This window comes from Arthrobacter sp. MW3 TE3886 (assembly GCF_041262145.1).
Lineage (GTDB): Bacteria > Actinomycetota > Actinomycetes > Actinomycetales > Micrococcaceae > Arthrobacter.
Genome location: NZ_JBGCAN010000001.1, coordinates 3,280,036 through 3,306,149, shown reverse-complemented (window position 1 = coordinate 3,306,149; position 26,114 = coordinate 3,280,036). Strand labels below are relative to the sequence as shown.

General features: G+C 64.9%; 18 protein-coding genes and 1 pseudogene. 10 read left to right on the top strand and 9 right to left on the bottom strand.

Annotated features, from left to right (window positions below; genetic code table 11):
• Positions 1–153: 153 nt before the first annotated feature.
• On the bottom strand, positions 154–897 hold the full coding sequence (gene kdsB, locus ABH915_RS15050) for a 3-deoxy-manno-octulosonate cytidylyltransferase (RefSeq protein WP_370122731.1): 744 nt from the start codon (positions 895–897) through the stop codon (positions 154–156).
• A gap of 59 nt (positions 898–956) precedes the next feature.
• On the opposite strand from kdsB, the gene kdsA reads away from it, so the two are divergent.
• The 7 genes and pseudogenes from kdsA (at position 957) to ABH915_RS15015 (ending at position 6,820) form a co-directional block, all read left to right on the top strand.
• Positions 957–1,808 carry a 3-deoxy-8-phosphooctulonate synthase gene (kdsA, locus tag ABH915_RS15045; RefSeq protein ID WP_370122729.1) on the top strand — a complete coding sequence of 284 codons (852 nt, stop codon included), beginning with the start codon at positions 957–959 and terminating at the stop codon, positions 1,806–1,808.
• The gene (locus ABH915_RS15040; protein WP_370122726.1) at positions 1,805–2,332 is read left to right on the top strand and encodes a KdsC family phosphatase; all 528 of its coding nucleotides are present in this window, start codon (positions 1,805–1,807) and stop codon (positions 2,330–2,332) included. Before kdsA ends, ABH915_RS15040 begins: the two co-directional genes overlap by 4 nt.
• A complete protein-coding gene (locus ABH915_RS15035) occupies positions 2,319–3,296 on the top strand; it encodes an SIS domain-containing protein (protein ID WP_370122723.1) in 978 nt (325 codons plus the stop codon). Before ABH915_RS15040 ends, ABH915_RS15035 begins: the two co-directional genes overlap by 14 nt.
• Positions 3,297–3,631: 335 nt before the next feature.
• Positions 3,632–3,790 (top strand): hypothetical protein, encoded by a 159-nt coding sequence (locus ABH915_RS15030; RefSeq protein ID WP_370122720.1) that lies wholly within the window; start codon positions 3,632–3,634, stop codon positions 3,788–3,790.
• 210 nt (positions 3,791–4,000) lie between these two features.
• Positions 4,001–5,524 (top strand): annotated as a pseudogene (gene istA, locus ABH915_RS15025) (IS21 family transposase).
• A complete protein-coding gene (istB, locus tag ABH915_RS15020; RefSeq protein ID WP_370122718.1) occupies positions 5,521–6,309 on the top strand; it encodes an IS21-like element helper ATPase IstB in 789 nt (262 codons plus the stop codon). The pseudogene istA and the gene istB overlap by 4 nt, the downstream one beginning before the upstream one ends.
• 127 nt (positions 6,310–6,436) lie before the next feature.
• Complete coding sequence (locus ABH915_RS15015) at positions 6,437–6,820, top strand: hypothetical protein (protein WP_370122715.1); 384 nt, start codon at positions 6,437–6,439, stop codon at positions 6,818–6,820.
• 98 nt (positions 6,821–6,918) lie between these two features.
• Here the strand turns inward: ABH915_RS15015 and ABH915_RS15010 are convergent, their stop codons facing one another.
• From ABH915_RS15010 to ABH915_RS15000, 3 genes are all read right to left on the bottom strand, one after another.
• Positions 6,919–9,837 carry a glycosyltransferase family 2 protein gene (locus tag ABH915_RS15010; protein ID WP_370122712.1) on the bottom strand — a complete coding sequence of 973 codons (2,919 nt, stop codon included), beginning with the start codon at positions 9,835–9,837 and terminating at the stop codon, positions 6,919–6,921.
• Positions 9,838–10,079: 242 nt separating this feature from the next.
• Complete coding sequence (locus ABH915_RS15005) at positions 10,080–12,731, bottom strand: rhamnan synthesis F family protein (RefSeq protein ID WP_370122710.1); 2,652 nt, start codon at positions 12,729–12,731, stop codon at positions 10,080–10,082.
• The gene (locus ABH915_RS15000; RefSeq protein ID WP_370122707.1) at positions 12,728–13,678 is read right to left on the bottom strand and encodes a hypothetical protein; all 951 of its coding nucleotides are present in this window, start codon (positions 13,676–13,678) and stop codon (positions 12,728–12,730) included. The genes ABH915_RS15005 and ABH915_RS15000 overlap by 4 nt, the downstream gene beginning before the upstream one ends.
• 1,513 nt (positions 13,679–15,191) lie before the next feature.
• On the opposite strand from ABH915_RS15000, the gene ABH915_RS14995 reads away from it, so the two are divergent.
• Positions 15,192–16,538: a UDP-glucose/GDP-mannose dehydrogenase family protein gene (locus ABH915_RS14995; protein WP_370122705.1), complete on the top strand. Its 1,347-nt coding sequence runs from the start codon at positions 15,192–15,194 to the stop codon at positions 16,536–16,538.
• A 281-nt stretch (positions 16,539–16,819) separates the two neighbouring features.
• Here ABH915_RS14995 and ABH915_RS14990 read toward each other — a convergent pair whose 3' ends face one another.
• The 5 genes from ABH915_RS14990 to ABH915_RS14970 all read right to left on the bottom strand — a co-directional run bounded on the left by ABH915_RS14990 (position 16,820) and on the right by ABH915_RS14970 (position 21,728).
• A complete protein-coding gene (locus ABH915_RS14990) occupies positions 16,820–17,692 on the bottom strand; it encodes a glycosyl hydrolase (RefSeq protein ID WP_370122703.1) in 873 nt (290 codons plus the stop codon).
• Positions 17,693–17,924: 232 nt separating this feature from the next.
• A complete protein-coding gene (locus ABH915_RS14985) occupies positions 17,925–18,821 on the bottom strand; it encodes a glycoside hydrolase family protein (RefSeq protein ID WP_370122700.1) in 897 nt (298 codons plus the stop codon).
• A 694-nt stretch (positions 18,822–19,515) separates the two neighbouring features.
• A complete protein-coding gene (gene wecB, locus ABH915_RS14980) occupies positions 19,516–20,661 on the bottom strand; it encodes a non-hydrolyzing UDP-N-acetylglucosamine 2-epimerase (protein WP_370122698.1) in 1,146 nt (381 codons plus the stop codon).
• Positions 20,662–20,710: 49 nt separating this feature from the next.
• Complete coding sequence (locus tag ABH915_RS14975) at positions 20,711–21,076, bottom strand: hypothetical protein (protein ID WP_370122696.1); 366 nt, start codon at positions 21,074–21,076, stop codon at positions 20,711–20,713.
• A gap of 76 nt (positions 21,077–21,152) precedes the next feature.
• Positions 21,153–21,728 carry a YdcF family protein gene (locus tag ABH915_RS14970; protein ID WP_370122694.1) on the bottom strand — a complete coding sequence of 192 codons (576 nt, stop codon included), beginning with the start codon at positions 21,726–21,728 and terminating at the stop codon, positions 21,153–21,155.
• Between the two features lie 209 nt (positions 21,729–21,937).
• Between ABH915_RS14970 and ABH915_RS14965 the strand changes: the two genes are divergently transcribed.
• Positions 21,938–24,937 carry a hypothetical protein gene (locus ABH915_RS14965; protein WP_370122692.1) on the top strand — a complete coding sequence of 1,000 codons (3,000 nt, stop codon included), beginning with the start codon at positions 21,938–21,940 and terminating at the stop codon, positions 24,935–24,937.
• Positions 24,938–25,028: 91 nt separating this feature from the next.
• Positions 25,029–26,099: a thiamine-phosphate kinase gene (thiL, locus tag ABH915_RS14960; protein ID WP_370125014.1), complete on the top strand. Its 1,071-nt coding sequence runs from the start codon at positions 25,029–25,031 to the stop codon at positions 26,097–26,099.
• The last annotated feature ends 15 nt before the right edge of the window (positions 26,100–26,114 follow it).

Here is a 26,114-nt window from a genome sequence, read left to right as displayed (position 1 = left end):
CCGCTCAAACCCGGGACGGCGAAGGCTGCCGGCTGGAGTCGGGTCCGGTGAGCCAAGGCCCGACCCCGGTGGCGTTGTTGAGCGAGTCGGTTGCTTGCGTCACGGCGGCTGCTGGTACTTAAAGCCCAGCCGTCGATTCGGTCTTTCGTTCGGTCACGACTGCGCACCTTCGTGCTCGCTCACCCAAGCCTGGGCGCGCTCGTAGTCCTCCGGGGTGTTGATCTCGATGCTGCTGCTCACGGCCACACGGGCGACGATGACGAGGCCATGTTCGAGCGCGCGGAGCTGCTCGAGATTCTCTGCCCGCTCCAGCGGCGTGGGCGTCAGCGTCGGGAATCGGCGCAGCGCGTCGCGACGGAAGGCGTACAACCCGAGGTGTTGAAGATATGGGTGGTCGACTCCGCGCGGGTTCGCCGGGATGAGTGAGCGAGAGAAGTACAGTGCCCGGCCATGCGCGTCGGTGACAATCTTTACCGTGTTGGGATCGTCGGCGAGTTCGGGCTGCAGCGGCATCCCCACCGTCGTCATGTCTGCTGTCTCACCCTCACGGAACGGGGCAAGCAACGCGCCTAGCGCGGCCTGGGACACGAACGGCTGGTCCCCTTGGACGTTTGCGACGACGTCGTACTCTCCCGGCATCAAGTCGGCGGCTGCGGCGACCCGCTCACTCCCGTTTGCCAGCGACGGTGACGTCATCAAGGCACTGCCGCCGAACCCCTGCACGGCATCGAAGATCCGTTCGTCGTCCGTCGCCACGACGACGTCGTCGAACTCGCCGCTGGCGATCGTCGCATCCCATACCCTCTGTACTACGGTTCGCCCGCCCAAGTCGAGCAGCGGCTTACCTTCAAGCCGGGTGCTTAGGTATCGGGCGGGAATAACGGCGAGGGCTCGCATGGATAGACATCCTCAACAATAGGGAACGGGAGACAGTTTTAGTCTAGTAGGATCGGGGCATGTCAAAAACCGTGGCCGTCGGGCCGAACATTGCTGTGTCCAATGACCGCCCCTGCGTTATCTTCGGTGGGATCAACGTCCTCGAAGACCTCGATTCGACACTCCGAGCGGCGTCACGCTATGTCGAGGTGACCACCAAGCTCGATATGCCGCTGGTATTTAAGGCATCCTTCGACAAGGCGAACCGCTCCTCAGTCGACTCGTACCGTGGCGTCGGGCTTGACGAAGGGCTAAAGATCTTCGCCGCCGTCAAGTCGGAGTTCGGCGTCCCGGTAATCACTGACGTCCACGAGCCCGCACAGGCCGCTCCCGTCGCTGAGGTGGCGGACGTCCTGCAGCTGCCGGCGTTCCTCGCCCGCCAGACCGACCTCGTCGTGGCGCTCGCGAAGACGGGTCGTCCCATCAACGTCAAAAAGCCGCAGTTCTTGAGTCCGAGTCAGATGGCCCACATCCAGCGCAAGTTGGCCGAGGCGGGCAACGAGCAAGTGATCTTGTGCGAGCGCGGCTCGCAGTTCGGCTACGACAACCTCGTGGTGGACATGCTCGGCTTCCGTGAGATGGTCGAGGCGTGCGGCGGTGCGCCCGCGATTTTCGATGTCACGCATAGCCTGCAGCGCCGCGAGGCCGGCGCCTCCGCCTCCGGAGGACGGCGGCGTCAGGCCGTCGAGCTCGCTCGCTCCGGCATGGCGCTCGGCCTCGCCGGGTTGTTTGTTGAGGCGCACGCGGACCCGGACAACGCACGATGCGACGGCCCGAGCGCGTTGCCGCTGAGCGCGCTCGAAGGGTTCCTCGGGCAGGTCAAGGCGATCGACGATCTCGTAAAGTCGTTCCCGGCGCTGGACATCGCGTGATCGAGTTCGTCCTGTTCGACGTTGATGGTGTGCTCACAGACGGCACCATCTGGATGGACGGGTCCGGCGAAGCGGTCAAGGGCTTCCACGTGCAGGATGGGCTCGCTGTGTCGCTCCTGCGTGTACACGGGATCCGTTGCGGAGTGCTGTCAGGGAAGACGAGCGCGCCGCTCGACGCACGGATCAAGCAGCTCGGCTTCGATGTCGCGGTGACCGGTACGCTAGGCAAGTTCGAGGCGCTTGCGGCCATCACGGCGGAGCAGAAGATCTCCAGTGAAGAGGTCGCGTACGTCGGCGACGACGTTGTCGACCTGCCGCTTGCGGGTATCGTGGGCCGGTTCTACGCGCCCAGCGATGCCCACCCCGTGGTGCTCGCCGCCGCCGACGTCGTGCTGACCCGCCCAGGCGGGCGCGGCGTCGCCCGAGAGGCTGCGGAGCATGTGTTAGCAGCACGCGGCCTCAGTCTCGAGGACATGTACCGACCCCTAATAGAAACGATGACGAGTAGCCATGTCGTTCAGTGACGCCAGGTACAGCCTGACACGAAAGCATGCGGAAGCAGGGCGTAGGGTTCTCGCCGCCGAGGCGAGAGGTGTCGCCGACCTCATTGAGCGCGTGGGCGCTGATTTCGACGCGGCCGTCGAAGACATCCTCGTTTCCTCTGGCCGCGTGATCGTGTGCGGGATGGGCAAATCGGGTCTTATCGGCCGCAAGATCGCCGCGACCCTCGCGAGCACCGGCACACCGAGTTTTTTCATGCACCCGGCAGAAGCGCTCCACGGCGACCTTGGCATGGCCACGGAAGCCGACTATTTCCTCGGGATCAGCAACTCCGGCGAGACGCAGGAGCTCGTCGCTCTGCTGCCATTCCTGCTCGACAACGGCAATCGGATCCTTGCGATGACGGGGAACCCCAACTCGACCCTCGCGAGTCACTCGACCTTCCACCTGGATGTCTCGGTCGCCGAGGAAGCATGCTCGCTCAACCTCGCGCCGACGTCTTCCACCACCGCCGCGCTCGCGATGGGCGATGCGCTGTCGGTGGCATTGATGGAAGCGCGCGGCTTCGTGTCCGAGAACTTCGCCCGCCTGCACCCCGGTGGGTCGCTCGGGCGACGGCTCCTTGAGCGGGTAACCGACGTCATGATCACAAGGGATCTCCCGTGGGTCTCGCCTACCGACGGAATCCTTGAGGTCATCCGACAGATCACGAAGAGCCAGCTCGGCATCGCACTCGTGTCCACGCCGATCGGGCCCGCGATCATCACCGACGGCGACATCCGTCGAGCCGTGCAGTCCCATGACGACGCTTTCTTCTCGCTCGTAGCAGCAGACATCATGACAACGACGCCTACGATGGTCGCGCCAACCACACGGATGGAGGACGCTTTCGCGCTAATGGAAGGACGTCGGATTTCGTCTGTGCTCGTCGCCGACGGCGACGACGTGCTCGGCGTGGTCACGAGTCAGCCCTCCCCCCGCGGCTGAAGCGGCGCTGACGTTGGCCGCCCCTCAATGCGGTCAGTGCTTGAAGTACGTCCGCAGTTCGTCGTCGGTCATGGTGTGCTCGGAGCGGTAGCGGAAATCTTTCGCGTCGCGCCCCTCGCCGTCGTTAATCGTGGGTTGGGACACGACGGTCGCGAGGGGGGGTCGACGCGGAACGCGACGATCGACTCGAAGAACTGTAAGGACCACACCCGCAACTCCGGGTCGTGGTCCTCGACGAAGGCGGAGAAGCGGTGGTTGACGCCGTGCACCAGGTTGACGGCCCAGTTCACCAAAGAGGTGTCGCTCGGGCCCCCGAACTCCGTCATATACGACGCGTGCGTGTCCTCAACAACCAACAGCCCGTCGTTCCGGATTTGGTCGAGCGCCGACGCCGCGGTGACGATCTGCTGGTGATACGTGTGTCCGCCATCGTCGAGGAAGATATCGACGTCACCGACCTGGCGGAAGAAGTCCTCCCAGAACTGCGGTGTTAGCGGCCATGAAAAGCTGCCCGTAGGCGGCCACGAAATTGCCCGCTGGCGGCCAGTAGAACTGCCCGACGGTGGCCATGAGATCTGCCCACTTCCTTACTGAGCCGACCGCGTCTTAAGCGGTGGGGGCCTCTCCCTGGGGTTTGATGACGGTGTCTAAGCGCACCAAAAGCGAACCAGGAAGAGGCCCTGTATGAAGTCTGACGGAGAATCATGGAAATTCTTGCTGCCTACGATCTGACCGGGTCGTTGCGCGCCACCGCGGAGCTCACGGGCTGCTCGCACCACACTGTTGCCAATCACGTCGCTGCCAGGGATGCTGGCCGGCCGATCGGGGAACCCGCGGCCCGCGGCCGGGTCACGGACGCGTTTCTGCCCAAGATCGAGGAATGGATCGAAGGATCCAAGGGCCGGATCCGCGCGGACAAAGCCCACGAAAGCTCCTCGCCCTGGGCTACACGGGTTCGGAACGCTCCACCCGCCGCGCGATCGCGCAGGTCAAAGCGGCGTGGCGGCTGGGCCATACCCGCGTGCACCGGCCCTGGGTCACCGAGCCGGGGATGTGGCTGCAGTACGACTTCGGCGACGGGCCCCGGATCGGCGGGGTCAAGACCATCCTGTTCGTGGCGTGGCTGGCGTTCTCCCGGTTCCGGATCGTGATCCCGCTCAAAGACCGGACCGCGCCGAGCGTTTTCGCGGCCCTGGACCGGTGCTTCCGGATCCTGGGCGGGGCACCAACGTATGTGTTGACGGACAACGAGAAGACCGTCACCACCGCCCATGTTGCCGGAGTCCCGATCAGGAACCAGTAGACTTTGGACTTCGCCCGGCACTATGGTGTCACCGTACTGACCTGTCAGCCCGCGGACCCGGCCACGAAGGGCGGGGTCGAAGCGTCGGTGAAGCTCGCCAAGGCCGACATCGTCCCGAAGGACACCAACCTCCGCGACGAGTACGGCACCTTCGCCGAACTCGAGGCCGCCTGCGCGGCTTTCAGGGACGACGTGAACAACCGTGAGCACCGGGTGACCCGGCGCAAACCGGCGGCCATGCTCGCCGAGGAGGCACCGCGGCTGCACCGGATCCCGGATACCGCCCACACGGTCGCGTTCGGGCTCGCGCGCACGGTCCCGGAGAACACCCCGATGGTCACGTTCGAGAACGCCCAATACTCCGTGCCGGCGCATCTGCTTGGGGCGCGGGTGTTCGTGCGCACCCACGGGACCGGGGCCGGCGAGCAGGTCATCATCGTCCCACCACGGCACCGTCGGCCCGGTCGAAGTCGCCCGCCACGACCGGGCACGGCCCGGCAGCCCCGCCATCAACGATGAGCATTTCCCCGGAACCAGGACCCGGATCCCGGGCGAGTATGAGGTCAGGGCCCGCAGCGCGGACGAGGCCGCGTTCCTGGCCATCGGCGAAGGCGCCAGGACCTGGCTGGCCGAAGCCGCCGCGGCCGGAACCGCACGAATGAACGTGAAGATGGCCGAAGCCGTCACGCTGGCCAAGATCGCCGGCACCGACCAGGTCGACCGGGTCCTGGGCGACGCTGCCCTGCACGGCCGTTTCGCGCACCCGGACCTCTCCTCGATCCTGAACGCCAACATCCGCCGCACCACCACCCACGCCGCCAACGAAGCCACCTCCCTGACCCAGGGCACCGGCGCGTGGGCCGCGATCGGCAACCCCGCCCTGAACACCACGGCCAGCAACACCGCCGCGGAGGATGCCCGATGAGTACCGTCACGACGATCAACACCGCGGCCCCGCCGCTGCCGGCGGACCTGGAGGCCCTGATGCGGTCCCTGAAAATGCCTCACGCCCGGGCGCTGGCCCCGGACCTGATCGCGACAGCCCGCGCCCAGCGCTGGGAACCGGCCGAGGTCATCAAGGCCCTCTTCACCGAGGAAGCCGCCGGCCGGGCCCGGTCCATGCTCGCCTCCCGCCGCAAGGCCGCGGGCTTCCCGACCGGGAAAACCTTCGATGCCTGGGACCCGGCCGCGTCCTCCATCCCGGCCCCGACCCAGCAGGCGCTGCGGACCCTGGAATGGATCACCCGCAGGGAGAACCTGGTCGTCTGCGGCCCCTCCGGGACTGGCAAGACGTTCTTCCTCGAAGCCCTCGGCCAGCAAGCGGTGGAAGCCGGGATGCGGGTGGCGTGGTTCAAGCTCGAGGACCTCGGCGTCCTGATCCGCGCGCACCGCACGGACGACAGCGTCACCCGGGCCGTGGCCCGGATCCTGCGCACCGAACTCGTGGTGATTGATGACATGGGCCTGCTGCCGGTGGCCATCGACGCCGCCGAAGGCCTCTACCGGGTCGTGGACGCAGCCTACGAAAAACGGTCCGTCGCAATCAGCTCCAACCTCCACCCCGCCGGGTTCGATGAGCTCATGCCCAAGACCCTCGCCACCGCCACCGTTGACCGGCTGCTGCACCACGCCCACATCTGCCAGACCAGCGGCGATTCCGTCCGCCTCACCCAGGCCCTCGCCGGAAAAGGAGTAACCCGACTGAACTGACCAAAACAACGATGGCCAACCCCGCCGAAACCAATCAGTGGGCAGATCTGTTGGCCATCACCGGGCAGTTTTAATGGCCACCAGCGGGCACATCAACTGGCCGCCCGCGGGCAGAACCTAATGGCCATTGACACTGCGGGTCGGACTGGTCGCCGATGTGGATCTCGAAGCCGTCCTCGCGCAGCCAAACAGCTTCCGGGTTGAGGTCGACACCGATGATCCGGGCATCCGGCCCGAAGAACTCATGTCATATGAAGAGCGAGCCGCCGTTAAGGACCCCATCTCGACGATCACCGAGGCCTTGCCGACAAAGCGGGAGAACAGATGGTCGCAGACGGAGAAGTACGTGGTGTGCCTCAGACTCAAGAACGGAGCCGGATACTGGCACACCCGCGCCCGCGAGCTGGCGGACGCCTCAAGTGCATCGTGTTCAGCTGGAGGCACCGCCATTGTTGGATTGCCATTTCGTCTATTCCCAACGCTTCTAGTGTTCGACGGCCAGTCTAGCTAGTGGCGCCATTGTGAATTTCGTGCCAGATGCTTTCCGCCCGAGAAGTTGACCCCTTCGAATGCGAGACCATCATGAACTCAACAGCCGCCCTAGCCCTTTTAAGACTGGCTGTCATCTGGCGGTGCATCAGCCCCGTAGGCGGCAACGACCGCCTCAAGCAAGGCTCGGCTCTCGGAATCGATTGCACGCGCCTGGTCGGACGCAAGGTAATCCGGAAGGCGGCTGAGTAGCTCCTGGAGTCTTGCCGCCGTGGCAATCTTCATTTGCTCCTCCGCGCTCGATACTGTGCCAAGTGTCCGAAGGTAGTCCATCTCCTTATGGAGGTTGGAAGTGACAGATACAAAAGGAAGCGTGCTGGACCCGGCGTTAGCAAAGCAACTCTTGAAGTGATGGAGACGCCCAGGGAAGTCTGCGTTCATCTGCAGGTCTTCGCCTTGGAGAGCGTGATTTCCCCGGTTTCTGGAGTACTTCCAGATCATTTCGGCAAGCGTTCGCAGTTCAAAGTGGTACAGGTGGCATGCATCTTTGGCGGCTCGGACTGCTCGAGTTGGGTCAATCGGCATGTCGGGGAGGATCTCCCAGAGATGTCGCATGCCATCTCCATTTGACATGCGCATCGCAAGGCCGTTTGACGCCACGGGGTGGTGCGGCTCAGAGGCATCGATCAACTCGGGTCGAGAGAAGCACTTGATCAGCGGCACCTGCCTCGGTGACGAGCGGGTGAGGCGTTGGAGAACAGGAAGGTTGATCCAGTCCTGGACAGCAGTGGTTGTCTCTACCAACGACCAGGTCAGTGCAATGGCATCTCCGCCCTTGCGGGCGGCCCAGTTTAGGTAGTCATCGAGCTTTCCAAATCTGTCTCCATTAAGGACAACAAATTCATCTATATCAAGGAATGCGCACCATTCTGCGGAAATCGCATTGGGCAGAAGACGCGCCGCATGCCTATAAGCTTTCATTTGGGCGTCCGCACCCGGGCTGACCTCGGACTCGATGAGCGTGATGACGCCGGTTCGGTGAAGCTCTTGTAATAGGGCTAATGAGCCGTCGGTGTTGTTGTTTGTGTAGATGACGATCCGCTCGAATCCGAGAAGCCTCTGATATGCAATCCATTCCAGCATGTAGACGCCCTCATTGCGAGCGGTAGCGACCACGCACGACCTAACCTCCTTCGCTAGGCAGAGGCGAATTGCGTCATTGACGATTCGGTCTGCAGGCGTGCCTTCGCTCGAGGAGAGCCAGTCCATATTTCTGCCGATGGTGAGGGGCGCTTCTCCAGGGGATAGCAGGTTCTCTAGCAGGGCGATCGTGTAGGGCAACTCGTCTCTCGCCCATGCACGGATTGCGCGAAACACAAGCTCCGTATCGCCAGTGGCGCGGATCGCCGAAGCCAGCTCAGGTGCGGAAGTCACCGCGTTCACCGCGCAACGAAGCAGCCCTGGCAAGGTTCCACCGCCAAGGAGAGCGTCGACTATGCCGTGCGCACCGGCCGCCAGTAGGTCGAAGCACAATTTAGTGACACCATCTGGCGCAGGTGCATCCTCGAGTTCGAACATCTCCCAGTCCGTGGCACTGGTCCGCGTGGCGGTGAAGCTATCCGCGGAGTCGTAGTCGCGCGGACCGGCGGAAAAGATCTGTCGAGTTGCCGCTTCGGTCAGGAATACGAATCGGCCCCTCCGGGAAAGCTGTATCACGGCTTGAGCTTGGCCACGGCTCACAATGATTCCAACATCGCCCAGAACCGACAAAGTCACGGGGGTGTTACCTTCATATCTATTGCCGAATCGAAGTTCGAGCGGCAGCGAGCTGGATAAATCTGCAGATACACCTTCGCTCAACCCGTACAAATAAGCTGGAGAGCTGGACGTAGAGGGGTTGGCGGGGTGCCCATGGCTGCGTAGCAGATGGAAGTGTTCGATTGCCGCTCTGCTTCTGCGACTTTCCGTCAACAAATCCGCGTCGTAGCACGCTCGAGCCCGCGAACCGTGGACCGCCTCAGCTCCTACGAGGTCGGACGGGGCGGCCGTCATCACTGCCTCACGATCACCTGTCATCGGTGCGTGCCAGCGGCTCCCGGCGCTCTGCCGCAAGAGCGCCGTGATGCCCGACCACGATGGGGTACCGAGCGGCCCCTGCTCGACAGCCGAGGAAACGAGGGCGGGCTTGATCGCGTCGGGGTCGGCGCGGAGGGCGGTGTCGAGGCGAGCGAACCGGGGTGTCTCGCGTCGGTCGCGGATAGCTTTCTCGGTCGCGCTCTCCCAGTCGATGACGGGCACGTTCGTCCACATCGAGAGTCCCGTCCCGAACGCACGGGCCAGTAGAGCCGAGATGTCCCTCCCACCGGCAGAGACGACGACGGCGGCACACCGTGCGAGATCGGTTCTCTCGACGATCTGAGCCAGAGAGGGCTGCCCAGGAACGTGATCGAGTGGCGCGAGGATGAGCCCGGCGTCGGCCAGCCGTTGAGCTCCGTTCGCTCCCATGTACCGCGACAGCGTATCGAGCCATACGGACCTGCCGGTGAGCAGCACCCGCTGGCCAGCGGACTCGGAAACGTCCTGCGCGAGCGCGAGCAGCGCTCCCTCCACCGCCCCAACAGCACGAGCGTAGGCCTCCCGTGCGTCGAGCCGGTCGAAGATCAGCCCGTTGAGCAGCAGGTAGCCGAGTTGCGAGGGGTGGTTGCTGCTGTCGATGAACAGCCGTGACACCTCGTGTATCGGCAGGCGTAGCAGCGGGGCCAGATCGACGATGTCGAGGCCCGGCAGCGCGGCTGCAATCTCGTCGTAGTTGAACGCCGGGTGCCGGTAACTCCCGTCGGCGATGTGGCGACCCGCGAGGCGATCCTGGACCTGACGCCCAAAGACATCCCACAGCACGTAGCGCGCGCGGGCGCCGAACGTCTCATGCCAGGTGCGCATCCCTGCCAGGCCGCGCTCGAGCATGGCACGGTCCTGCTCAGGGGTCATCGCACTGGCAGCAATGCCCGTAAACCCGTCGACCAAGACATCAGCGGGCATCGGATCCTCCAGGAGGATGCCGTTCCCGAACCGGAAATCACCGACGAGGACGGCGAGACTTCCCTCGGGACCTGCCGCACGGGCCGCCTGCCTCAGCAGGGACGCCTGCCACACCGGCGCTCCCCCGAGCCCGATGAAACGGTCCCACGCCAAGGGCGAGTCGACGACGCGGTCGCGTACGTGCCAGCTCCACCGGACAACATGCGAGGGTCCGGCGACCAGCGTGACGTCCGGTGGTGCACCTACCACGCCAGCGACCCACGCGTGCGAGCCTTGCGCGCCGCCTGTTTCGCGGCGAGGGCGGCTTCCAGATGCTCGTGGATCGTGGCCGCGAGGGGCTTGAGGTCGGTGATAAGGGGCTCGGCCGGGTCAACGGGTGCCCCGAGGATCACCCCACTGTGGGCCACCGCCGCGTGGCCGAACAGCCGCTCCACGAGGTGGGCCAGCGCACCGTCGTTCGCGCCGTTCTCCTCGGCGAAGCTCGTCAGGGTCAGTGCACCCGGCTCGACGAGCGGGCGGAGGATATCGGGCCGGGCCCAGAACATCGCCCCATCGAAGAACCCCTCCGCAGGGGTCGTCCCGAGGATCGCCTCGCCGAGGTCGCCCCCGTCGTGGTACGGGTGCTGGGCCAGGGAGAGGTAGTGGGGCTGCGGTCCGACTTCATGGACGGCCGGGTCCACGCGGAAGGCGTCGAGGATCGCCGCCACACGCTCGGGCCCGCCGAGCAGAGCCTCCAGCGCCTCGCCGCGCCACAGTTCGCCGAGGTCGCGGCGCAGGCGGCCGGCATCGAAGTAGCCGGCTCTGGTCTGCAGGTGCAGGATCGCATCGTAGTCGTGCTCGAGAACCGCGGGGAGCACGTCGAGGAACGGTCCGAGGTCGCGGCCGCGGTCGGCCGCCGGGTAGAGCAGGGCGTCCGGGTAAGCGGCACGCACGAGGTCGGCGATCTGGCGGTTGCCCCATTCGGGCATCGTCACCACGAGGTCGAAGCCCTCGGGGATGTTCGCGAGGTGTTCGAGGATCTCCGGGACGAGATCACGGTAGTACAAGTGCGCGACGACAGCGATCTTGTTGCCTCGCGTGCCGAGGCCACCCCGGATCGCGGCGAGGCTGGACTGACGGCAAGCTTCGGCGTCGTGGTTTAAGGGAAAATCGGGGAAGTGGGGGATGCCGCCGAACTGCGGCTCAGCGGCGGCGACCAGCTCGTCGACCAGCTGCTCGACCGAGCCGACGTTGAGACCACGCCGAGGCTTGCGTCCTTCGCGGAGGCCGTAGCGCGCCCAGTGATGGACAGGATCCTTCGCCGCTTTGGCGACGTCTTTGTGCGTGGTGAGATAGAACGTCTCGTCGACGATTCCCGCGGCGCGAACGTACTTCTCCGCGGTCTTCGGATCGGCAAACGCCGTGCGCAGTTCGTTTCGGAAGCTGTCCGCGTCAACTGCACCGATCAGGGCGAGGAGTTTGCGGGCCGGGCCGGTGAACTCGGTGCGCGAGAATTGGGCCGACGTCGGCTCGATCCCGCGGGAGTGCGACGCCATCACGACGGGGACGCCGAACTCGCCCGACCCAGGGACGGAACCGCCCCGCACCATTCGCGCGCGGCTCTGGTGCTCCCGGGCCAGGCTGAACGACTGGTACATGCGCTTCGCGATGGCGACGGCGTCGTCGTCGTGGCCACGGCGCGCCGCGTCGATGGTTACAGCGGCGCTCTGAAACGCGGGGAAGTCGCCGCGAACGGCGTCACTGACCATGTACCCGCCGAGCATAAAGCGGCGCAGCAGGCCGATCCCGTGCCGGTAGGCCGGCAGGTCGAAGGCGTCGGAGATCGCTTCGTCGAGGTCGGGGAACAGGCCCGTCGGCTTGTAGACAGCGTCGCCCAGCACCGAAAGAACTTTGTCGTAGTACAGCGACTCGAACCCAACGGAGCTGTTGACCGTTACCACGAGATCGGCCAGCGCAGCCAGCTGGGCATTGTTGTACACCGCCCTAGTGGCATCCAGCCACACGACGTCGTCTGCCCAGGGCCGCAACGCGGCCCGGGCGAGGGAGAAGGCAGCCTGAGACTGGTGCCGGCTCTTGGCACCCGGATGCGTCTTGATCACCGTCAGGTAACCGGCGGCGGCGAGCTTGGGCACGACGTCAAGTACGACGTCTTCGACTGTCTCGTACTTGGAGAAGCGCAAGAGGTTGGCGTCGTCGTGGAGCTGGAGCGGGAGGAACGCGATTTTCTGGGTGGTGCCGAGGATCCGGGCCGGCCAGTCCCCACCATCGAGGGGGAGGAACTGCTGTTCGTAGGGCACGGCCTCGACGTTCGCCGAGTAGCCGTAGAGCGCCTCGGCGGCCGTCATCGGGTTGTCGCCGACGATCCCCCGCAGGTCGTCCACTGACAGCCGGGGGACGATCGCATTGCCGTTAGTACCGTACGGGTCCATAACGACGGTCGGAAGGAACGGGGCACGGGCGCAGCCGAGCTCCATCGCTATGCGCGTCACGGGCCGCTCCTCGACGAAGCGGGTCACGGCGCCGTTCTCACCCCAGTGGACGATGATGTCGTACGGGAAGACACTCCAGACGCGGCGCAGTACCCCTACGTAGTCGTCGGCGACATCGTCACCGGCCATGAGGCTCAACCACGCCGGGATGCCCTCGGTCTCCCAATCGCAGAGATGCCCGGCGAACAGGGCCTCCTCAGCTGGGCTCGCCCGGATGAGGCGCTTCTCCACCCCGGCCAGGGCCTCCGTCCCGAGGGCGCCCAACAGGGCACGCGTCGTATACATACGAACGTCGAAGTCCGGCGTGGACCCCGCTAGCAGCGGAAGGAATTTCCGCGCGACGTCGTTCAACATCGTCTGGCTGTCTCGAATCGGGTGCGGCTCGACGTAAATCAGGACCCTCATGCTGCACTCCAGAATGTCGTCAGACCGTCCACGTGGGAGGTGCTACGCAGGAACTCGAAGTTGTCCGCCGCCTGCGGCTTGTAGTCAAGAGACTTCACGGGCGCAGATAAGGCCTCGTACCAGTCGTCGAGAGACTCCATGTGTTTCAGACTTTCTGATTGGATGGCTCGCATGTCCGGGATCGGGCTGGCGAGCAAACGGCAGCCCGACAATGCTGCTTCGAGGAACTTCACGCGCGACTTGCACGCGTTGAAGTCACTCAACTCCAATGGGGCGATTACCGTGCTGCACAGCGTCATCAGCCCGGGCAGCCGCAGAAAATTCACCGCGGGCGCCGTGCTGACGTTCGGCAGCGCAGCGAGCGCCGGCGGGACCGCGACGGGCCCGATGATCATCAGCGTGAAGTCGGCGTTCTCCATGAGCACCCGGTGCAGGGCATCGGCGACCACCGGGAAGTCCCGGTCGTGGCTCTTGGTCCCTGCGAAGTAGCCGATCGCCGTATGCGGTCGCGGCGCGAGGTACGTCTCCAGCTCGCCGTGGACGGACAGTATCGACGGCGGGATGATGTTCGGCACGACGTTCACTTCGGCGTCCGGATTCGATTCCTTTACCCGTTGCGCAAGCGGTGCAGTCGAAACGGTCACCTTGTCGAATTCTCGCAGGCCCGAGAGGTTGCTCGCAAATGCGGCGATGGCCCTCTCGGGTGTCAGTGTCCTGTTTTTTGCAGCCGACGACTGTAGAGCGATGTTCTCGTCGCCAAAGATGAGGTCGTCGTAATCGGCGATGAGCGTTTTGCCAGCCCTCCGCAGATGTTGGAGGACAGGTAAGAAGTTCCTGCGGGCCGCGTTGGGCCGGTGGAAGACATAGACGTCGTAATCGAAATTCGGGTCTTTGTAGAATTGAGCGGCCGAGTACACGGAGGCGAAGTTGCCCTGGCCCGCCAGCACCTCTGCAGGGTGATAGCAGCGGTACCGTACCGATGGGTCGCTGATGGGCCTTTCGCTCCGTCCAGTTTCGGACACAAAACAGATCGACGTCATCCCGCGAGGCTCCGATCGCCATCTCCGCGCCCCGCGTCACATAGATCGGGCACACCCCCGGACATGGCGTGATCGACGTGCACGTTCCCATTAGCAATTACCACGCATCCCCCTCAAGGTCGTATTCAGCGTCCGAGTTTAGCCCATGAATCGCATCGGGTTTGTTGGAGGCCCCTGATAGCACGGGCGAACCGTCTGAACCGCCCTAGATTTAAGTCCGCTTTTCAAACGAGTGCGGCGGATCTAGCTCTGGTCCATAGTAGGCGGCTTCAACTTCTGCCGGAGTATGGTAATCGGGATTTTCGTGAGAGCGCTCAGTATTCAACCAGTGGACCCTCCCGGGGTTCAAAACTCGGCCTCGGGTCATCGTGGGCGAAGCCGGCCTCGCGTGGATAAGCTCAGCTTTATAGAGTCCGTTAACGGGCTCGGCGAGGACGTCGCCGTAGTTGTCCCCGGCCGTGCCGCTGGAGGCCCTGGTGCCGGCCGCGGCCAGATGCTCGGTGTAGAGGCGATCGACACCTCCTGCAATCCGCGTCGCTGTTAAGCCGAATTCGGCTCAACAGCGACCGCGGGGTGCAAATATCGGGCGATCAGGTAGGCCGAGCGGCTCGAAGCCGAAGAAACCGGTAGCGTCCGTGGGCTCCAAGGGCGATAGCAACGCGAACCCTGTGGCCGAGGCCCTCAGCTCACTGTTAAAAGAGGAACTGGTCCGGAACAAGGGCCCTTGCCCGGCCGGCTCCGGAATCTCACGTTCGGCAATGGCGATCCACCGGTTCAACGTTACCAAACCTGTCATTTGGAAGACGCGCAGCGAGTTCGGCGCAGGGTTGCACCGCTCCCGCGACGATTTCGCATACGTGCGTGGATCAGGAATTGTCCTTGGACCGAGCCGCGAAGCGGCGTACTTATGAGGTTTCCGCAGGACAAATTGATCAAGGGCGCGGCGGCAATTGGCGCACGCCTCAGGAGAAGAGGGCTGACTTCTTTGCACGACTTAGATCAGTGGATGCTATTCCGATCCTCGAGGATTTGCTTGGCGAGTTCTGCAGTGGCCTGAACGCCACTCACCACAAGAAGGGTGGTGGATTTTGGGGCCACGACATAGGCAGAACTTACAGTTATTGCGACATTAGTAGCGCTCTCTACGTGTAGGGTGCGAGCCTCGCGAGGCGGTGCAACCCTATTTGGCGGTTGATAAGGTGCTGGTGCTGAGGGGCCCATCTGCACTTGGAGGACGGCCGGCTCGCTTTGGAGCCGACAGGACAGTGACAACTTTGGGGCGAGGGTGGTAGTTGGATGACCTTGGTCACCCGGGAGGGCCCAAATGGGAGATTTTTCGCAACGGCTATATAGTGGTCCCGTTTGGTTGCGCTGTTTGCGCCCAAAGCAATGAAAATCAACTGCGGCTACTGGGGGACTAGTGACACTACGACTAACCGTGATCGGTACGGGATACCTCGGCGCGACCCATGCGGCATGCATGGCGGAACTCGGATTCGAAGTCCTGGGTGTCGACGTCGACAAAGAAAAGATCGATAGCCTCAGCCGGGGCGAACTGCCCATCCACGAGCCTGGCCTGCCCGAACTGCTGCGCAAACACACAGAATCCGGCCGCCTGCGCTTCACTACCTCGTTCGAAGAGGCCGGCGCCTTTGGCGACGTCCACTTCATCGCCGTCGGTACCCCGCAGCGGGCCGGCGAGCACGCTGCGGACATGACGTACGTTGACGCGTCCGTAACCGCCATTGCCCGCGCCGCCACGAAGGACTCCCTGATCGTCGGCAAGTCCACCGTTCCGGTGGGTTCCGCACGTCGCCTGAAGGGACTCGTCGCCGAAGAATCCCGCGACGGCGTGACAGTGAACTTTGCCTGGAACCCGGAGTTCCTGCGCGAGGGTTTCGCAGTGGAGGACACGCTGCGTCCCGACCGCCTGGTTATCGGCTCCGACTCTGCCGCTGCCGAGGCCACCCTGCGCGAGGTTTACGCTGACGCCATCGGCCGCGATACACCGTTCATCTCGACGGACTTCGAGACGGCGGAATTGGTCAAGGTCGCTGCTAACGCGTTCCTCGCGACCAAGATCTCCTTCATCAACGCTTTCTCCGAGGTTACGGAGACCGTGGGCGGCAACATCCGCACGCTCGCGGACGCAATCGGACTCGACGCCCGGATCGGCCGCCGATTCCTCAACGCCGGCATCGGCTTCGGCGGCGGCTGCCTGCCCAAGGACATCCGGGCGCTCCAGGCACGGGTCTCCGAACTCGGTCTGGACAGCACCATGCGGTTCCTGAACGAAGTGGACGAAGTGAATCTCCGACGCCGTGACCGTGCTGTCCACGTCGCGGAGACGCTGCTTGGCACTGTAGAAGGCAAGCGCGTTGCCGTCCTCGGTGTCGCCTTCAAGCCCAACAGCGACGACGTCCGTGACTCACCGGCGTTGGACGTAGCTGCCAGGCTCTTCAACAGCGGAGCCGACGTCAGCGTCTACGACCCCGCAGCCAACGCCAACGCTGCCAAGCGCTACCCGCGGCTGAACTACGTCGACTCGCTGGCCACGGCCGTGGCAGATGCCGACCTGGTCATGCTGCTCACGGAGTGGAACGAATTCGTGAACGTCGATCCCGCTGAACTGTCTGCCGCCGTCGCGCGCAAGCGCATCTTCGACGGACGCAACGTCCTCGACCACGAGACGTGGAACGCCGCCGGCTGGGACATAGTGTCGGCTGGCCACAAGAGCGAACTGCTGGACCTGGCTGCCGCTAACTAGGGCAGCGCCAGCCCGGGGGGCACAGCCTCCCGGCGGGAACAGAACCGGTCCGGTCGAAATGATTTCGCATCATCCGACCGGGCCGGGCCGTTTAAACGCCACGGATGCATTCGACGGCCAGGGATGCGTTGAATGTGACGGGTGCACTTGCCGCCGGTCCCGGCGGCGCCCACGCAAAGAGACCCCGCCGGATGAATCGCTCCGGTGGGGTCTCTGTCGGCATAACGGACTACTTGTTGGCTCCGGGAGGAACCAGCCGCAGAAGAAGGCTCCGGGCCCCCTTACAGGGAAGCGTAGAGCCTGCCCGTGCTGGTGAGGGCGCCGTTTGTGTGGAAAAGGGCTGAGCACCCCATCTTGATGTCTCCGGCCGGCCGCGTCTTCCAGGCGAAGCGCTCAACGAACGGCATGGCGCGCAAGCCAGCGACGGTGGCGCGCATGAAGTCCTCCGTCTGGGCCCGGGTGTAGATGCAGGGCCGGGTAGCCGTGGCATTCCAGTCGGCCACCGCGTACTCCGTCACCCAGATGGGCTTGCCGTATTTCTCGTGAAGCATCGTGATCTTGTTCAGGAAGTCGTCGGCCTTGGGCCACGCATAGACGTGAGTGGTCACAAAATCCACACGGAGGCCCTTATTCTTCGCCTTGGCCATGAAATCGGCCAGCCACGCGCTTCCCGGACTGGTACACGCCGGGGAGCCGAGCCGGAGGCCCGTCGCCTGAAGCTTCGGCCAAAGGCTGATCGCCTGGTCCACGCTCATGTTCGCCTGGGCCGCGACATCGGGCTCGTTGAAGCCCAGGAGGTGCTTGGTTTTGGTCTCCGCCAGCTGGCGTGTGACGTAGCCCAGGGCGTCCTGTTCGAGCATGGTCCTGGCGCTCTTGATCATGGGGACGAAGGGCGGGGTGGTAGTGACGTTGGGGTGCGAGCCCCACGTGTAGTGCCAGTCCAGGTTGAGGCTCTTGATTTGCTGGAGTGCCAGGGCATCCTTGCCGCCATGCCCGAAACCCTTGAGGGTGTTGGCGGGAGTGGTGATGGACGGGACTGTCGGGATGGCGGTCGGCGCCAAAGCCGCGTGTGCGGATCCAGCATTGGCGGCGAGCAGTGCGCCCGGGGCAGCCATGGCCGCAAGGGGCATGGCAAGAAACTTACGGCGTTCCATGAGTTCCTTTCGATAGGGACCGGAGAGTCGGCGGACAGCGCCACAGCGGACGTCAATCGACTGCCACAGCACTAGGGCTCGAGCTAACCTAGCACAGAAGACACTCAGGAAACTCACGGAAAACCGCAGGAATTGCGCAGGATTTCTTCTCACGACGGAGTGGTCCCGTGGACCCGGCGGGGGACCACTGCCGGCCGCTCCCTCCGACGTGTCCGTGCTTTCGACGGACGCCTTAAAGGGACCGGTAGAGCTCGCCGGTGGGGGTTAGTGACCCGTTGCTCCGGAACAGTGCCGAGGCTCCCATGATGGGATCGTCGTGGGCCCGTGTTTTCCAGGCGAAACGCTCCACGAACGGCATTTGCCGGAGACCGTCGACAGTCTCGAGCATGAAAGCCAGTATTTCCCTCTCCGAGAATCGGCTGGGCGACTTCGCGGTGGCTTTCCAGTCGGCCACGGCAAATTCGGTGATCCAGACAGGCTTTCCGTAGCGTTCATGCAGCTTCTGCACTGTCTTGAGGAACGAGTCGGCGTTGGGCGGCGCGTAAGAATGCATGGTGACGAAGTCCACCCGAAGGTCCTTCGCCGCTGCCTGGTCCATGAATTTCTTGAGCCAGTCGCCCAGCGCCTGGACCGGGGCCGGCGACCCCAGCTTGAGGCCCGACTGTTCCAGCTGCGGCCATAGTTTGATGGCAGTGCCCACGGACATGTCCGCCTGGCCGTCATGATCGGGTTCGTTGAAGCCGAGGAGGTATTCAGCGCCCGTCCACGCTACCTCCGACCGCACTTGCGCGATTGCATTCCGCTCCAGCGATCCGGGCCCCCAGATCATAGGAACAAATTCAGCGGTGTGGCTCGAAGTAGGCCGAAGGGGCGGGTAGCCTGGCCCCCAATTGTAAAACCAGTCCAGGTCCAGGGAATTTAGCTGCTCGAAGCCGAATCCGTCGAACCGGGGCATGCCTATGCCCTTGCCGGCATACCCGGGCTTTGGCCGGCGGGTTATTGGTGCGGACGGAGCAACATCAGGGGCGGACGGCGGTCTGGGACTGGGCGCTGTATCCGGCGTGCAAGCGGCCAGGGCGGCAGCGGCGGAGGCCGCCATTGACAGCCGTAGAAAGTCCCTGCGGTCCATTCTCACGTCCACTCTCACTTTTTCTCGGCTGCGGGCGGTTTAAGCATTCCCTCCCCGGCTGGAACTCCATTGTTCCACGATTGGGCCAGGCCGTTTTCTGTCCCCAAACTGGCGACTTAGTGGCAATTGAGAGTCAACGCCCCCGAAATGCTGTGGCGGGCGCAGAGGCTCTCGCTCGAAGCAGACTCGCCGTTTGACAATATCGACATGTTCTACAGCCCGACAGGGCCGGTCTTCGGCGAGTTCACCTATTCTCCTGGTGGTACGCACCGGCGGATGTTCGTGTTCTCCCACAAGCTTCTGGACCGTTTCGACGAGCTCATCACCGCACCCGGCCCCTCGGTGGACCCACTGGGCGCACGCCGCCTTCGAGCTGAGGAAATCCCTCGCGCACCACGGGCCGCTGCCGTACAAGGCGCGGGCCGGCTACGCCTACGGGGGCGGCGCCAGGGGTACTGAGCGGCTGCACACTTACTACCGGGAACTCGGAGCGGCCTGCAATGCCGGCGATCCACTCCGCGACTGGTACCACCGCCTCAGCGGGCTCTGGGCAGCCAACCGGGACCGACTGCGGGTGACCCACCGGAAGAGCTTGACCGCTCATTCGCCGAAAGTGGCGTTGGTAACGCCCTTCCGTGCTCGGGATGCCTCGCGGCAAGCCGAGCAGGGCCAGATGCCCGGCGTCGGTCGCCTGCTACGCCCCGGTGAACTCCGCGGTCCGGTAGCCGACGCCGAGCAGTTCCTCGATGGCTGCCACTGTGCGGGCGGCGGCTTTGCCGTCGCCATAGGGGTTCACTGCGTTTGCCATGGCGGCAAAGTGCGCGGAATCGTGCAGGAGGTGGCTCACCTCGGCAACAATCCGTTCCTCGTCGGTGCCAATGAGCTTCACGGTTCCGGCCTCCAGCGCCTCGGGCCGCTCCGTGTTTTCCCGCATCACCAGGACGGGTTTGCCGAGGCTGGGCGCTTCCTCCTGCACTCCGCCGGAGTCCGTGAGGACGATGTGGGCCCGGGACAGCAGGCGGGTGAATTCGCCGTAGGCCAGCGGCTCCGTCACCAGCACGTTGGTCTTGCCCTCCAGTGCGGGGAGTACGGCCTCGCGCACCACGGGATTCTTGTGCGCGGGCAGCACAATCACAAGGTTCGGTTCGGCGTCGGCGATCCGGGCCAGCGCCCGCCCCATATTGCGCATGGCATCGCCTTGGTTTTCGCGCCGGTGCGTGGTCACCAACAGGATCAGGCGGCCGCTGGCGGCCAACGCTTCCAACCGCGGGTCCGTGAAGGGCAGCTGCTTGTCCACCGTGGCCAGGAGGGCGTCAATCACCGTGTTGCCGGTCACTACGATGTCCTCCGGACTTATGCCTTCCCTTTCCAGGTTTTCCCGGCTAGTGGAGGTGGGAGCCAGATGCAGGCGGGCGATCTGGCTCGTGATCTTGCGGTTGGCTTCCTCCGGAAACGGCGAGAGCAGGTCTCCGCTGCGCAGCCCGGCCTCGACGTGCACCACGGGGATGCCGTGGTAGAACGCTGCGATGGCCGCGGCCGTGGAGGTGGTGGTATCACCCTGGACAACGACGGCGTCCGGCCGGGTGCCGGCGAAGAGCTTCTCCAGACCGTCGATGGTCCGCGTCATGATGGCCGAGAGGGATTGCCCCTGCCGCAGGATGTCGAGGTCGTGGTCCGGAACGATGCCGAAGAGTTCATTAACCTGGTCCAGCATCTCGCGGTGCTGCCCGGTGACCGTCACGATGCAGCGGAAAAGCGGAGACTCCTGCAGCGCGCTGACGATCGGGGCCATCTTGATGGCTTCCGGCCTGGTTCCGAAGATCGGCATGATGCTGTGCATGGTTTTCCCCAAGGGTGTGCGAGTGGTTGCTAAGGTTTATGGCCAGGCTTCAGCCGAGCAGCAGCGCCAGCACGATGGCTGGCAAAGCTATAGCTACGAAGAGAACGCCCAGGAGTGCCACCCGCCGTTTGCGTCGGTACTGCGCGTCCCGGAGGAGCTGCTGGGATTCCTTGTCCTGGGCTTCTGTGGCCGCGTTTGCGGCATCCTGGCTTGCGGTGTCCGGGTCCGCGGCGTCGTGGTTTGCGGTTTCCGGTTCTGCAGGAGCCGGCGCTTCGGCGGGCGTTTCTTTGAGCGGAAGCGGCTCCGCCCCGGGCACCAGGAGGGTGTCCGCGATCTCTGCGTGCATGCGGCGCCTGCGCAGGTGCCGGGGCGCGGCAGCCAGCGGGGGAGGGCCGTCAGGAGAGTGTTCCAGCATGTCCTCCTCGCCTGGGTCAGATGCCCGGACCGGCTGACCAGTTCAGCCGGATGAGGTTCAATTGTTACATTTCCGCTCACTGAATGGCGCATTCCGGCCGCAAGGAAGCATCGATCAGTCCTCCGGTTTCGATCACAAACCGCCGCAACCATTGGCCCAAATCCAGGTCCGGATGTGAGGCAACCATCTGTACGTCCGCCGTCGTGCACTGCCCAATCAGGCGCCCCGCGCGGGTGAGGTGATAACTGGACGTCACTACGGTGACGGACTTCCAGCCGTTGGCCTCGACCAGGCCGGAGATGGCCAGTGCTTCGCCGCGGGTGTCCAGGTCCGGGGGGCGGAAGCAGATGACGGACGCGTTGGGGAAGACGGCCGAATTGCACGCCTCATCCGCCGCCCGGTTGCCAAACGTGTCCGTGTGCGAGATCACGAGGACCGGAACATGGAAATCGGCCTGGAACTGGCGCGCCACCGGCAGGCGTTCGGAAGCCGCGCCGCCGAGCATGATGACGGCGTCCGTCCGGTGCACGCTGAGGGGGTCCACGTTAACGAACAGTTGAAGGGCGATGATCAGCCACAGCAGGAGGCCCCCGGCGGCGGCCGCGAGCACCCTGCGGGTGGCGGTATTCACCGCGGCGACGGAAGGAGGCACGGCTAAGAGTTTGGCACGCGGTTTTCAGGTGGCGAAATGGTGCGCCGGTGCTGCGCCAAAACTTGCACAAAAGAATGCGTGATGCAGTTGTGATTCTGGAGATCAAAGTTACTGGGGTGACAGATGTGGATTGGCGTTTATGCTATAGGCAACTTACGTCGCTCCCACCACAGGTATCCACCTTCGGTCTCACCCTTAAGCGAGCAATCTTGCGAAAACTAAACATAGCGGCAACCGTGATTGCCGCCGTGATGCTGGCAGCAACCTTGCCGCAGGCCGCCGTGGCTGCTGTCGAGGTGCCGGCCGCTGGACAGGTGTCCGCCGGCGCACTGGCGCCGTCGGCTGCCGTGCAGACTGGTGCCGTGCCGGCGGTGTCGGACCCGAGCCCCCAGGGGCCGGTGGATGACTTTGTGCGCCCGGAGCCGCCCGCAGGCAGGGCGGCCAAGTCCGAATACACCTACGTCAGCGCGCCGCTCGCCGGCACGTTGAAAACCACATTGGTGACGGTGCAGTTGGCCGACAAGTCTGCAGCCGAGACGGACACGGCCGTCCCGATGGCGGCGGCGAAAGCCTCGCTCAGCGCCGCCAACCGCTATTGGGCCTTCGCCACAGCGGGCCGGGTGGACATTGCGCTGAGTTCATCGCGCCAACTGCACAAGTCCGCCGCGACCTCCAAGCAGTCGCCGGCGCAGATCGTGGACATCGTCTCCCAGGAGCTGGGCTGGACGCAGAGTTCCTACACGGCACTGGTCATGTTCATCCCCGGCGCCTACCTCACCAACGGCGCCGCGGGCATGACCTACAGCAACGGCAACATTGGCGGCCGCATCCTGATGCCGCAGAACAGCCGGCTCTCCACGCCTGTCCTGGCACATGAGTTCGGGCACGCCCTTGGCATGGACCATGCCAACAGCCTGCTGTGCGGCAGCGGCGCCATGGACGTGGCCTCCGGGCCGTTCGCCGGGTTTGCGGATGCCACCTGCAGCATCAAGACCTACGGCGACAACCTGGACCTGATGGGTATCTCGCACTTCGACATCATGCCGGAAATCAGCGCCAGCTTCTGGGAAATGGGCCGGTTCGGCAACGGTAACGAGATCGCCAACCTGGGCACGGTGTCCGCCCCCCGCACGGTGAACCTCAAGCCGTGGGCCGGAACAGGTGCCAACCGCGCAGCCAAGTTCACGGACCCGAAATCCGGCGAGGTGTATTTCCTGGAACTCCGCACTCCGGTCGGTTACGACTCCGTGATTGCGCAGAACGGAAACCGCGGCGTGAAGATCACCCAGCAGGGCGGAGGCAACTCATCGATCCTGCTTCCGGCCAATACCCGGGCAACAGCCTTCAACGGCTACTACAGCAACACCCAGGCCTGGCAGGCCGGCCAGACCTTCACCACGCACGCCGGCACGAAGGTCTCCATTGGCGCTGTCAGCAACACCGGGGCGACCGTGACGATCCGTCCGCCGGGTGCGCCCGCGAAGGGCTCCTTCGACAGCGCAGCCCTCGCGGTCACCTCGTCCGGCGCCACCATCAACGTCCGCGGATGGTCGGTGGATCCGGCGGCGGCCTCCACCTCAACGCAGACGCACATTTATGTCACAGCACCTGACGGCACGACGACGGGCCATGCCTTCACCGCGGACAAACCGCGCGCCGACGTCAACGCGGCGCTGGGCATCAGTGGAAACCACGGCTTCCAGGCGTCGATCGCCGTCAAGGCGGCCGGACAGTATCAAGCCTGCGCTTATGCGATCGGCATCTTTAACAACACAGCACTGGGCTGCCGGACCGTAACCCTGGCCAGCACTCCCGCACCCGAGGGATCCCTCGATGCGGTCAGCACGGCCATGGTGTCTGGCAAACCGTCCATCAAGCTGCGGGGCTGGGCAGTGGACCGCGGCAAGCCAGGCGCATCCATCCCGGTCCACGTCTACGTGACCACCCCTGCAGGGGCCACCACCGGCCAGGCCTTCACCGCCAACCTGCAGCGCCTGGACGTCAATAAGGCCTTGGGGGTCAGCGGCACGCACGGGTTTGCGATCACCATCCCGGCAACAGAGACCGGCACGTATCGGGTCTGCGCCTACGCCATCCCCGTTGCCCCGTTTGCTGCCGGTAACACCACCCTGGGCTGCCGCAACGTCCCCGTGGCTGTCAGTGATCCGCCCACCGGGTATCTGGATTCCGTGTCCTTCATCAACGCCGGGTCCTCGGCGCGGCTGGACGTCGCAGGCTGGTCCTTCGACGCCGGCGTCCCGTCGGCGTCGATCCCTGTCCAGTTGAGCGTCACGTCCCCGGACGGCAGCACGAAGACAGTGACCACCACCGCCAACGCTGCCCGGAGCGACGTCAACGCTGCCATGGGGATCGCCGGTTCGCACGGGTACCGGACATCCGTGAGCGTGACGAAGGCCGGAACGTACCGCGTCTGCGCCACCGGAATCGCTGTCGCCCCTCTGACCAAGGGCAACGGCTTCCTGGGCTGCGTGAACGCTACGGCGGCCTCCGCTGCGCGGCCGGTCGGCTATGTGGACGCCATCGTGGTGCAGACCAAGACGCCGTCGGCGGTTATCACGGCGTCGGGCTGGACCTATGAACCCGGCACGCCGGCAGCGTCCAACGCCGTGCACATCTACGTCACGGGCCCGGACGGCAAGACCAAGGGCTACCCCTTCACCGCGAACGGGACCCGGCCGGACGTCAATGCCGCGTTTTCGCTGACCGGAAACCACGGATTCCGGAACAGCATCCCGATCACCCTGTCCGGCCGCTACCACGTGTGCGCTTACGGCATCTCCGTGAGCCCGCTGAGTGCGGGCAACACACTGCTCGGCTGCCGGGATGTGGTTGCGCAGCCCGCCGCACCGGTGCGGGGTTACCTGGACACCGCCCGCCTGTCCGGGACCAGCACCAGCAGAACGATCGTGGCGACCGGCTGGGCCATGGATCCGGGCTTCACGAGCCAGAGCGTCCCGGTCCGCGTCACCGTCAAGTCTCCGGATTCGAGCTCCAAGAGCTACAGTGTCTCGGCCAACATCTACCGGGCGGATGTGAACAGCGCGCTGAACGTGAGAGGCAACCACGGCTACCGTGCCGCCATTCCCATCAAGGCCCGGGGCAAGTACACCGTCTGTGTCTCCAGCGCCGGGGCCGGCGTCCTGCGGACCGGGGTGTCCGCGCTGGGGTGCCGGTCCCTTACCTACTGACGAGGTGAAGGGTTCCCTGGAGCCACAGCCCGGCAGGGTCAGTCCGTCGCGGTAGCGTAGGGCTGTGCCTGAATCTCCCGTGCCTGAACCTGTGCCTGATGCCGCTGTGTCCGAATCCCTGCCGGCGGACGCCGCACTGACCGTTGCCGGGCTCTCGGAGTCCCAACTGCTGGGGCGCATCTTCCCGCGGCTGACGATCCCGCAGCCCGATGGCGGCCCGGCGGCGGCGTCGTACTTGCTGCTCGGCCCGGGGGACGACGCCGCGATTGTCGCCGCACCGGACGGGCGGACCGTGCTGAGCATCGACACCCAGGTGGCGGACCAGGATTTCCGGCTCGAATGGAACAACGGTTACCGGACCACCGGGTACGACGTCGGCTGGAAGGCCGCGGCACAAAACCTCAGCGACATCAATGCCATGGGCGCCCGGGCCACATCCCTTGTGGTGAGCCTGACCATGCCGCCGGAGACCCTCGTCTCCTGGGTGGAGGATTTCGCGGACGGCCTCGTGGCCGGCATCAGGGGGCTGGGGGCTCCGGCCTGCGCGGTGGCCGGCGGCGACCTCGGCCGCGGCCGCGAACTGGCGGTCAGCGTTGCCATCGTGGGGACCCTGGACGGCAAAGAGGCCGTCCTGCGCTCCGGGGCCCGGCCGGGGGACACCGTGGCCCTGGCGGGAACTGTGGGCCGGGCCGCCGCAGGGCTGGCGCTGCTGGAGTCGGACGTCCCCGTGGGCGACCTGACCGCCGGGCAGCGCTCCCTCCTGGACATCCAGTGCAGGCCGCAGCCGCCGCTCGCGGCCGGACCGCTGGCGCGTGAGGCGGGAGCATCGGCCATGATGGACATTTCGGACGGCCTGGTCCGGGACGGAAACCGCATGGCGGCCGCCAGCCGCGCGGTGCTGAATCTGGAAGCCGCCGCGCTGAAGGAGCTGGCCGCCCCGCTGCTGCCGGCGTCGGAGCTGGTGGGGGCCGACCCGATGGCCTGGGTCCTCGGCGGCGGTGAAGACCACGGGCTGCTCGCCACTTTCCCGGCAGGGGTTCCGCTCCCTCCCGGGTTCACTGCGATAGGCTCGGTAGAGGCCCCTGCACCAACCGAAAGCACGGGGGTAACGATCGCGGGCAGGCCCGCTGACGCTGTGGGATGGGATCACTTTGCAGACTAAGATTGCCGCCAACGC

Excerpts from the sequence above, each read along its gene's own strand:
- kdsB (WP_370122731.1), bottom strand. The coding sequence starts at position 897 with ATGCGAGCCCTCGCCGTTATTCCCGCCCGATACCTAAGCACCCGGCTT.
- kdsA (WP_370122729.1), top strand. The coding sequence starts at position 957 with ATGTCAAAAACCGTGGCCGTCGGGCCGAACATTGCTGTGTCCAATGAC.
- ABH915_RS15035 (WP_370122723.1), top strand. The coding sequence starts at position 2,319 with ATGTCGTTCAGTGACGCCAGGTACAGCCTGACACGAAAGCATGCGGAA.
- istB (WP_370122718.1), top strand. The coding sequence starts at position 5,521 with ATGAGTACCGTCACGACGATCAACACCGCGGCCCCGCCGCTGCCGGCG.
- ABH915_RS15010 (WP_370122712.1), bottom strand. The coding sequence starts at position 9,837 with ATGCCCGCTGATGTCTTGGTCGACGGGTTTACGGGCATTGCTGCCAGT.
- ABH915_RS15005 (WP_370122710.1), bottom strand. The coding sequence starts at position 12,731 with ATGAGGGTCCTGATTTACGTCGAGCCGCACCCGATTCGAGACAGCCAG.
- ABH915_RS14990 (WP_370122703.1), bottom strand. The coding sequence starts at position 17,692 with ATGGAACGCCGTAAGTTTCTTGCCATGCCCCTTGCGGCCATGGCTGCC.
- ABH915_RS14985 (WP_370122700.1), bottom strand. The coding sequence starts at position 18,821 with ATGGACCGCAGGGACTTTCTACGGCTGTCAATGGCGGCCTCCGCCGCT.
- wecB (WP_370122698.1), bottom strand. The coding sequence starts at position 20,661 with ATGCACAGCATCATGCCGATCTTCGGAACCAGGCCGGAAGCCATCAAG.
- ABH915_RS14975 (WP_370122696.1), bottom strand. The coding sequence starts at position 21,076 with ATGCTGGAACACTCTCCTGACGGCCCTCCCCCGCTGGCTGCCGCGCCC.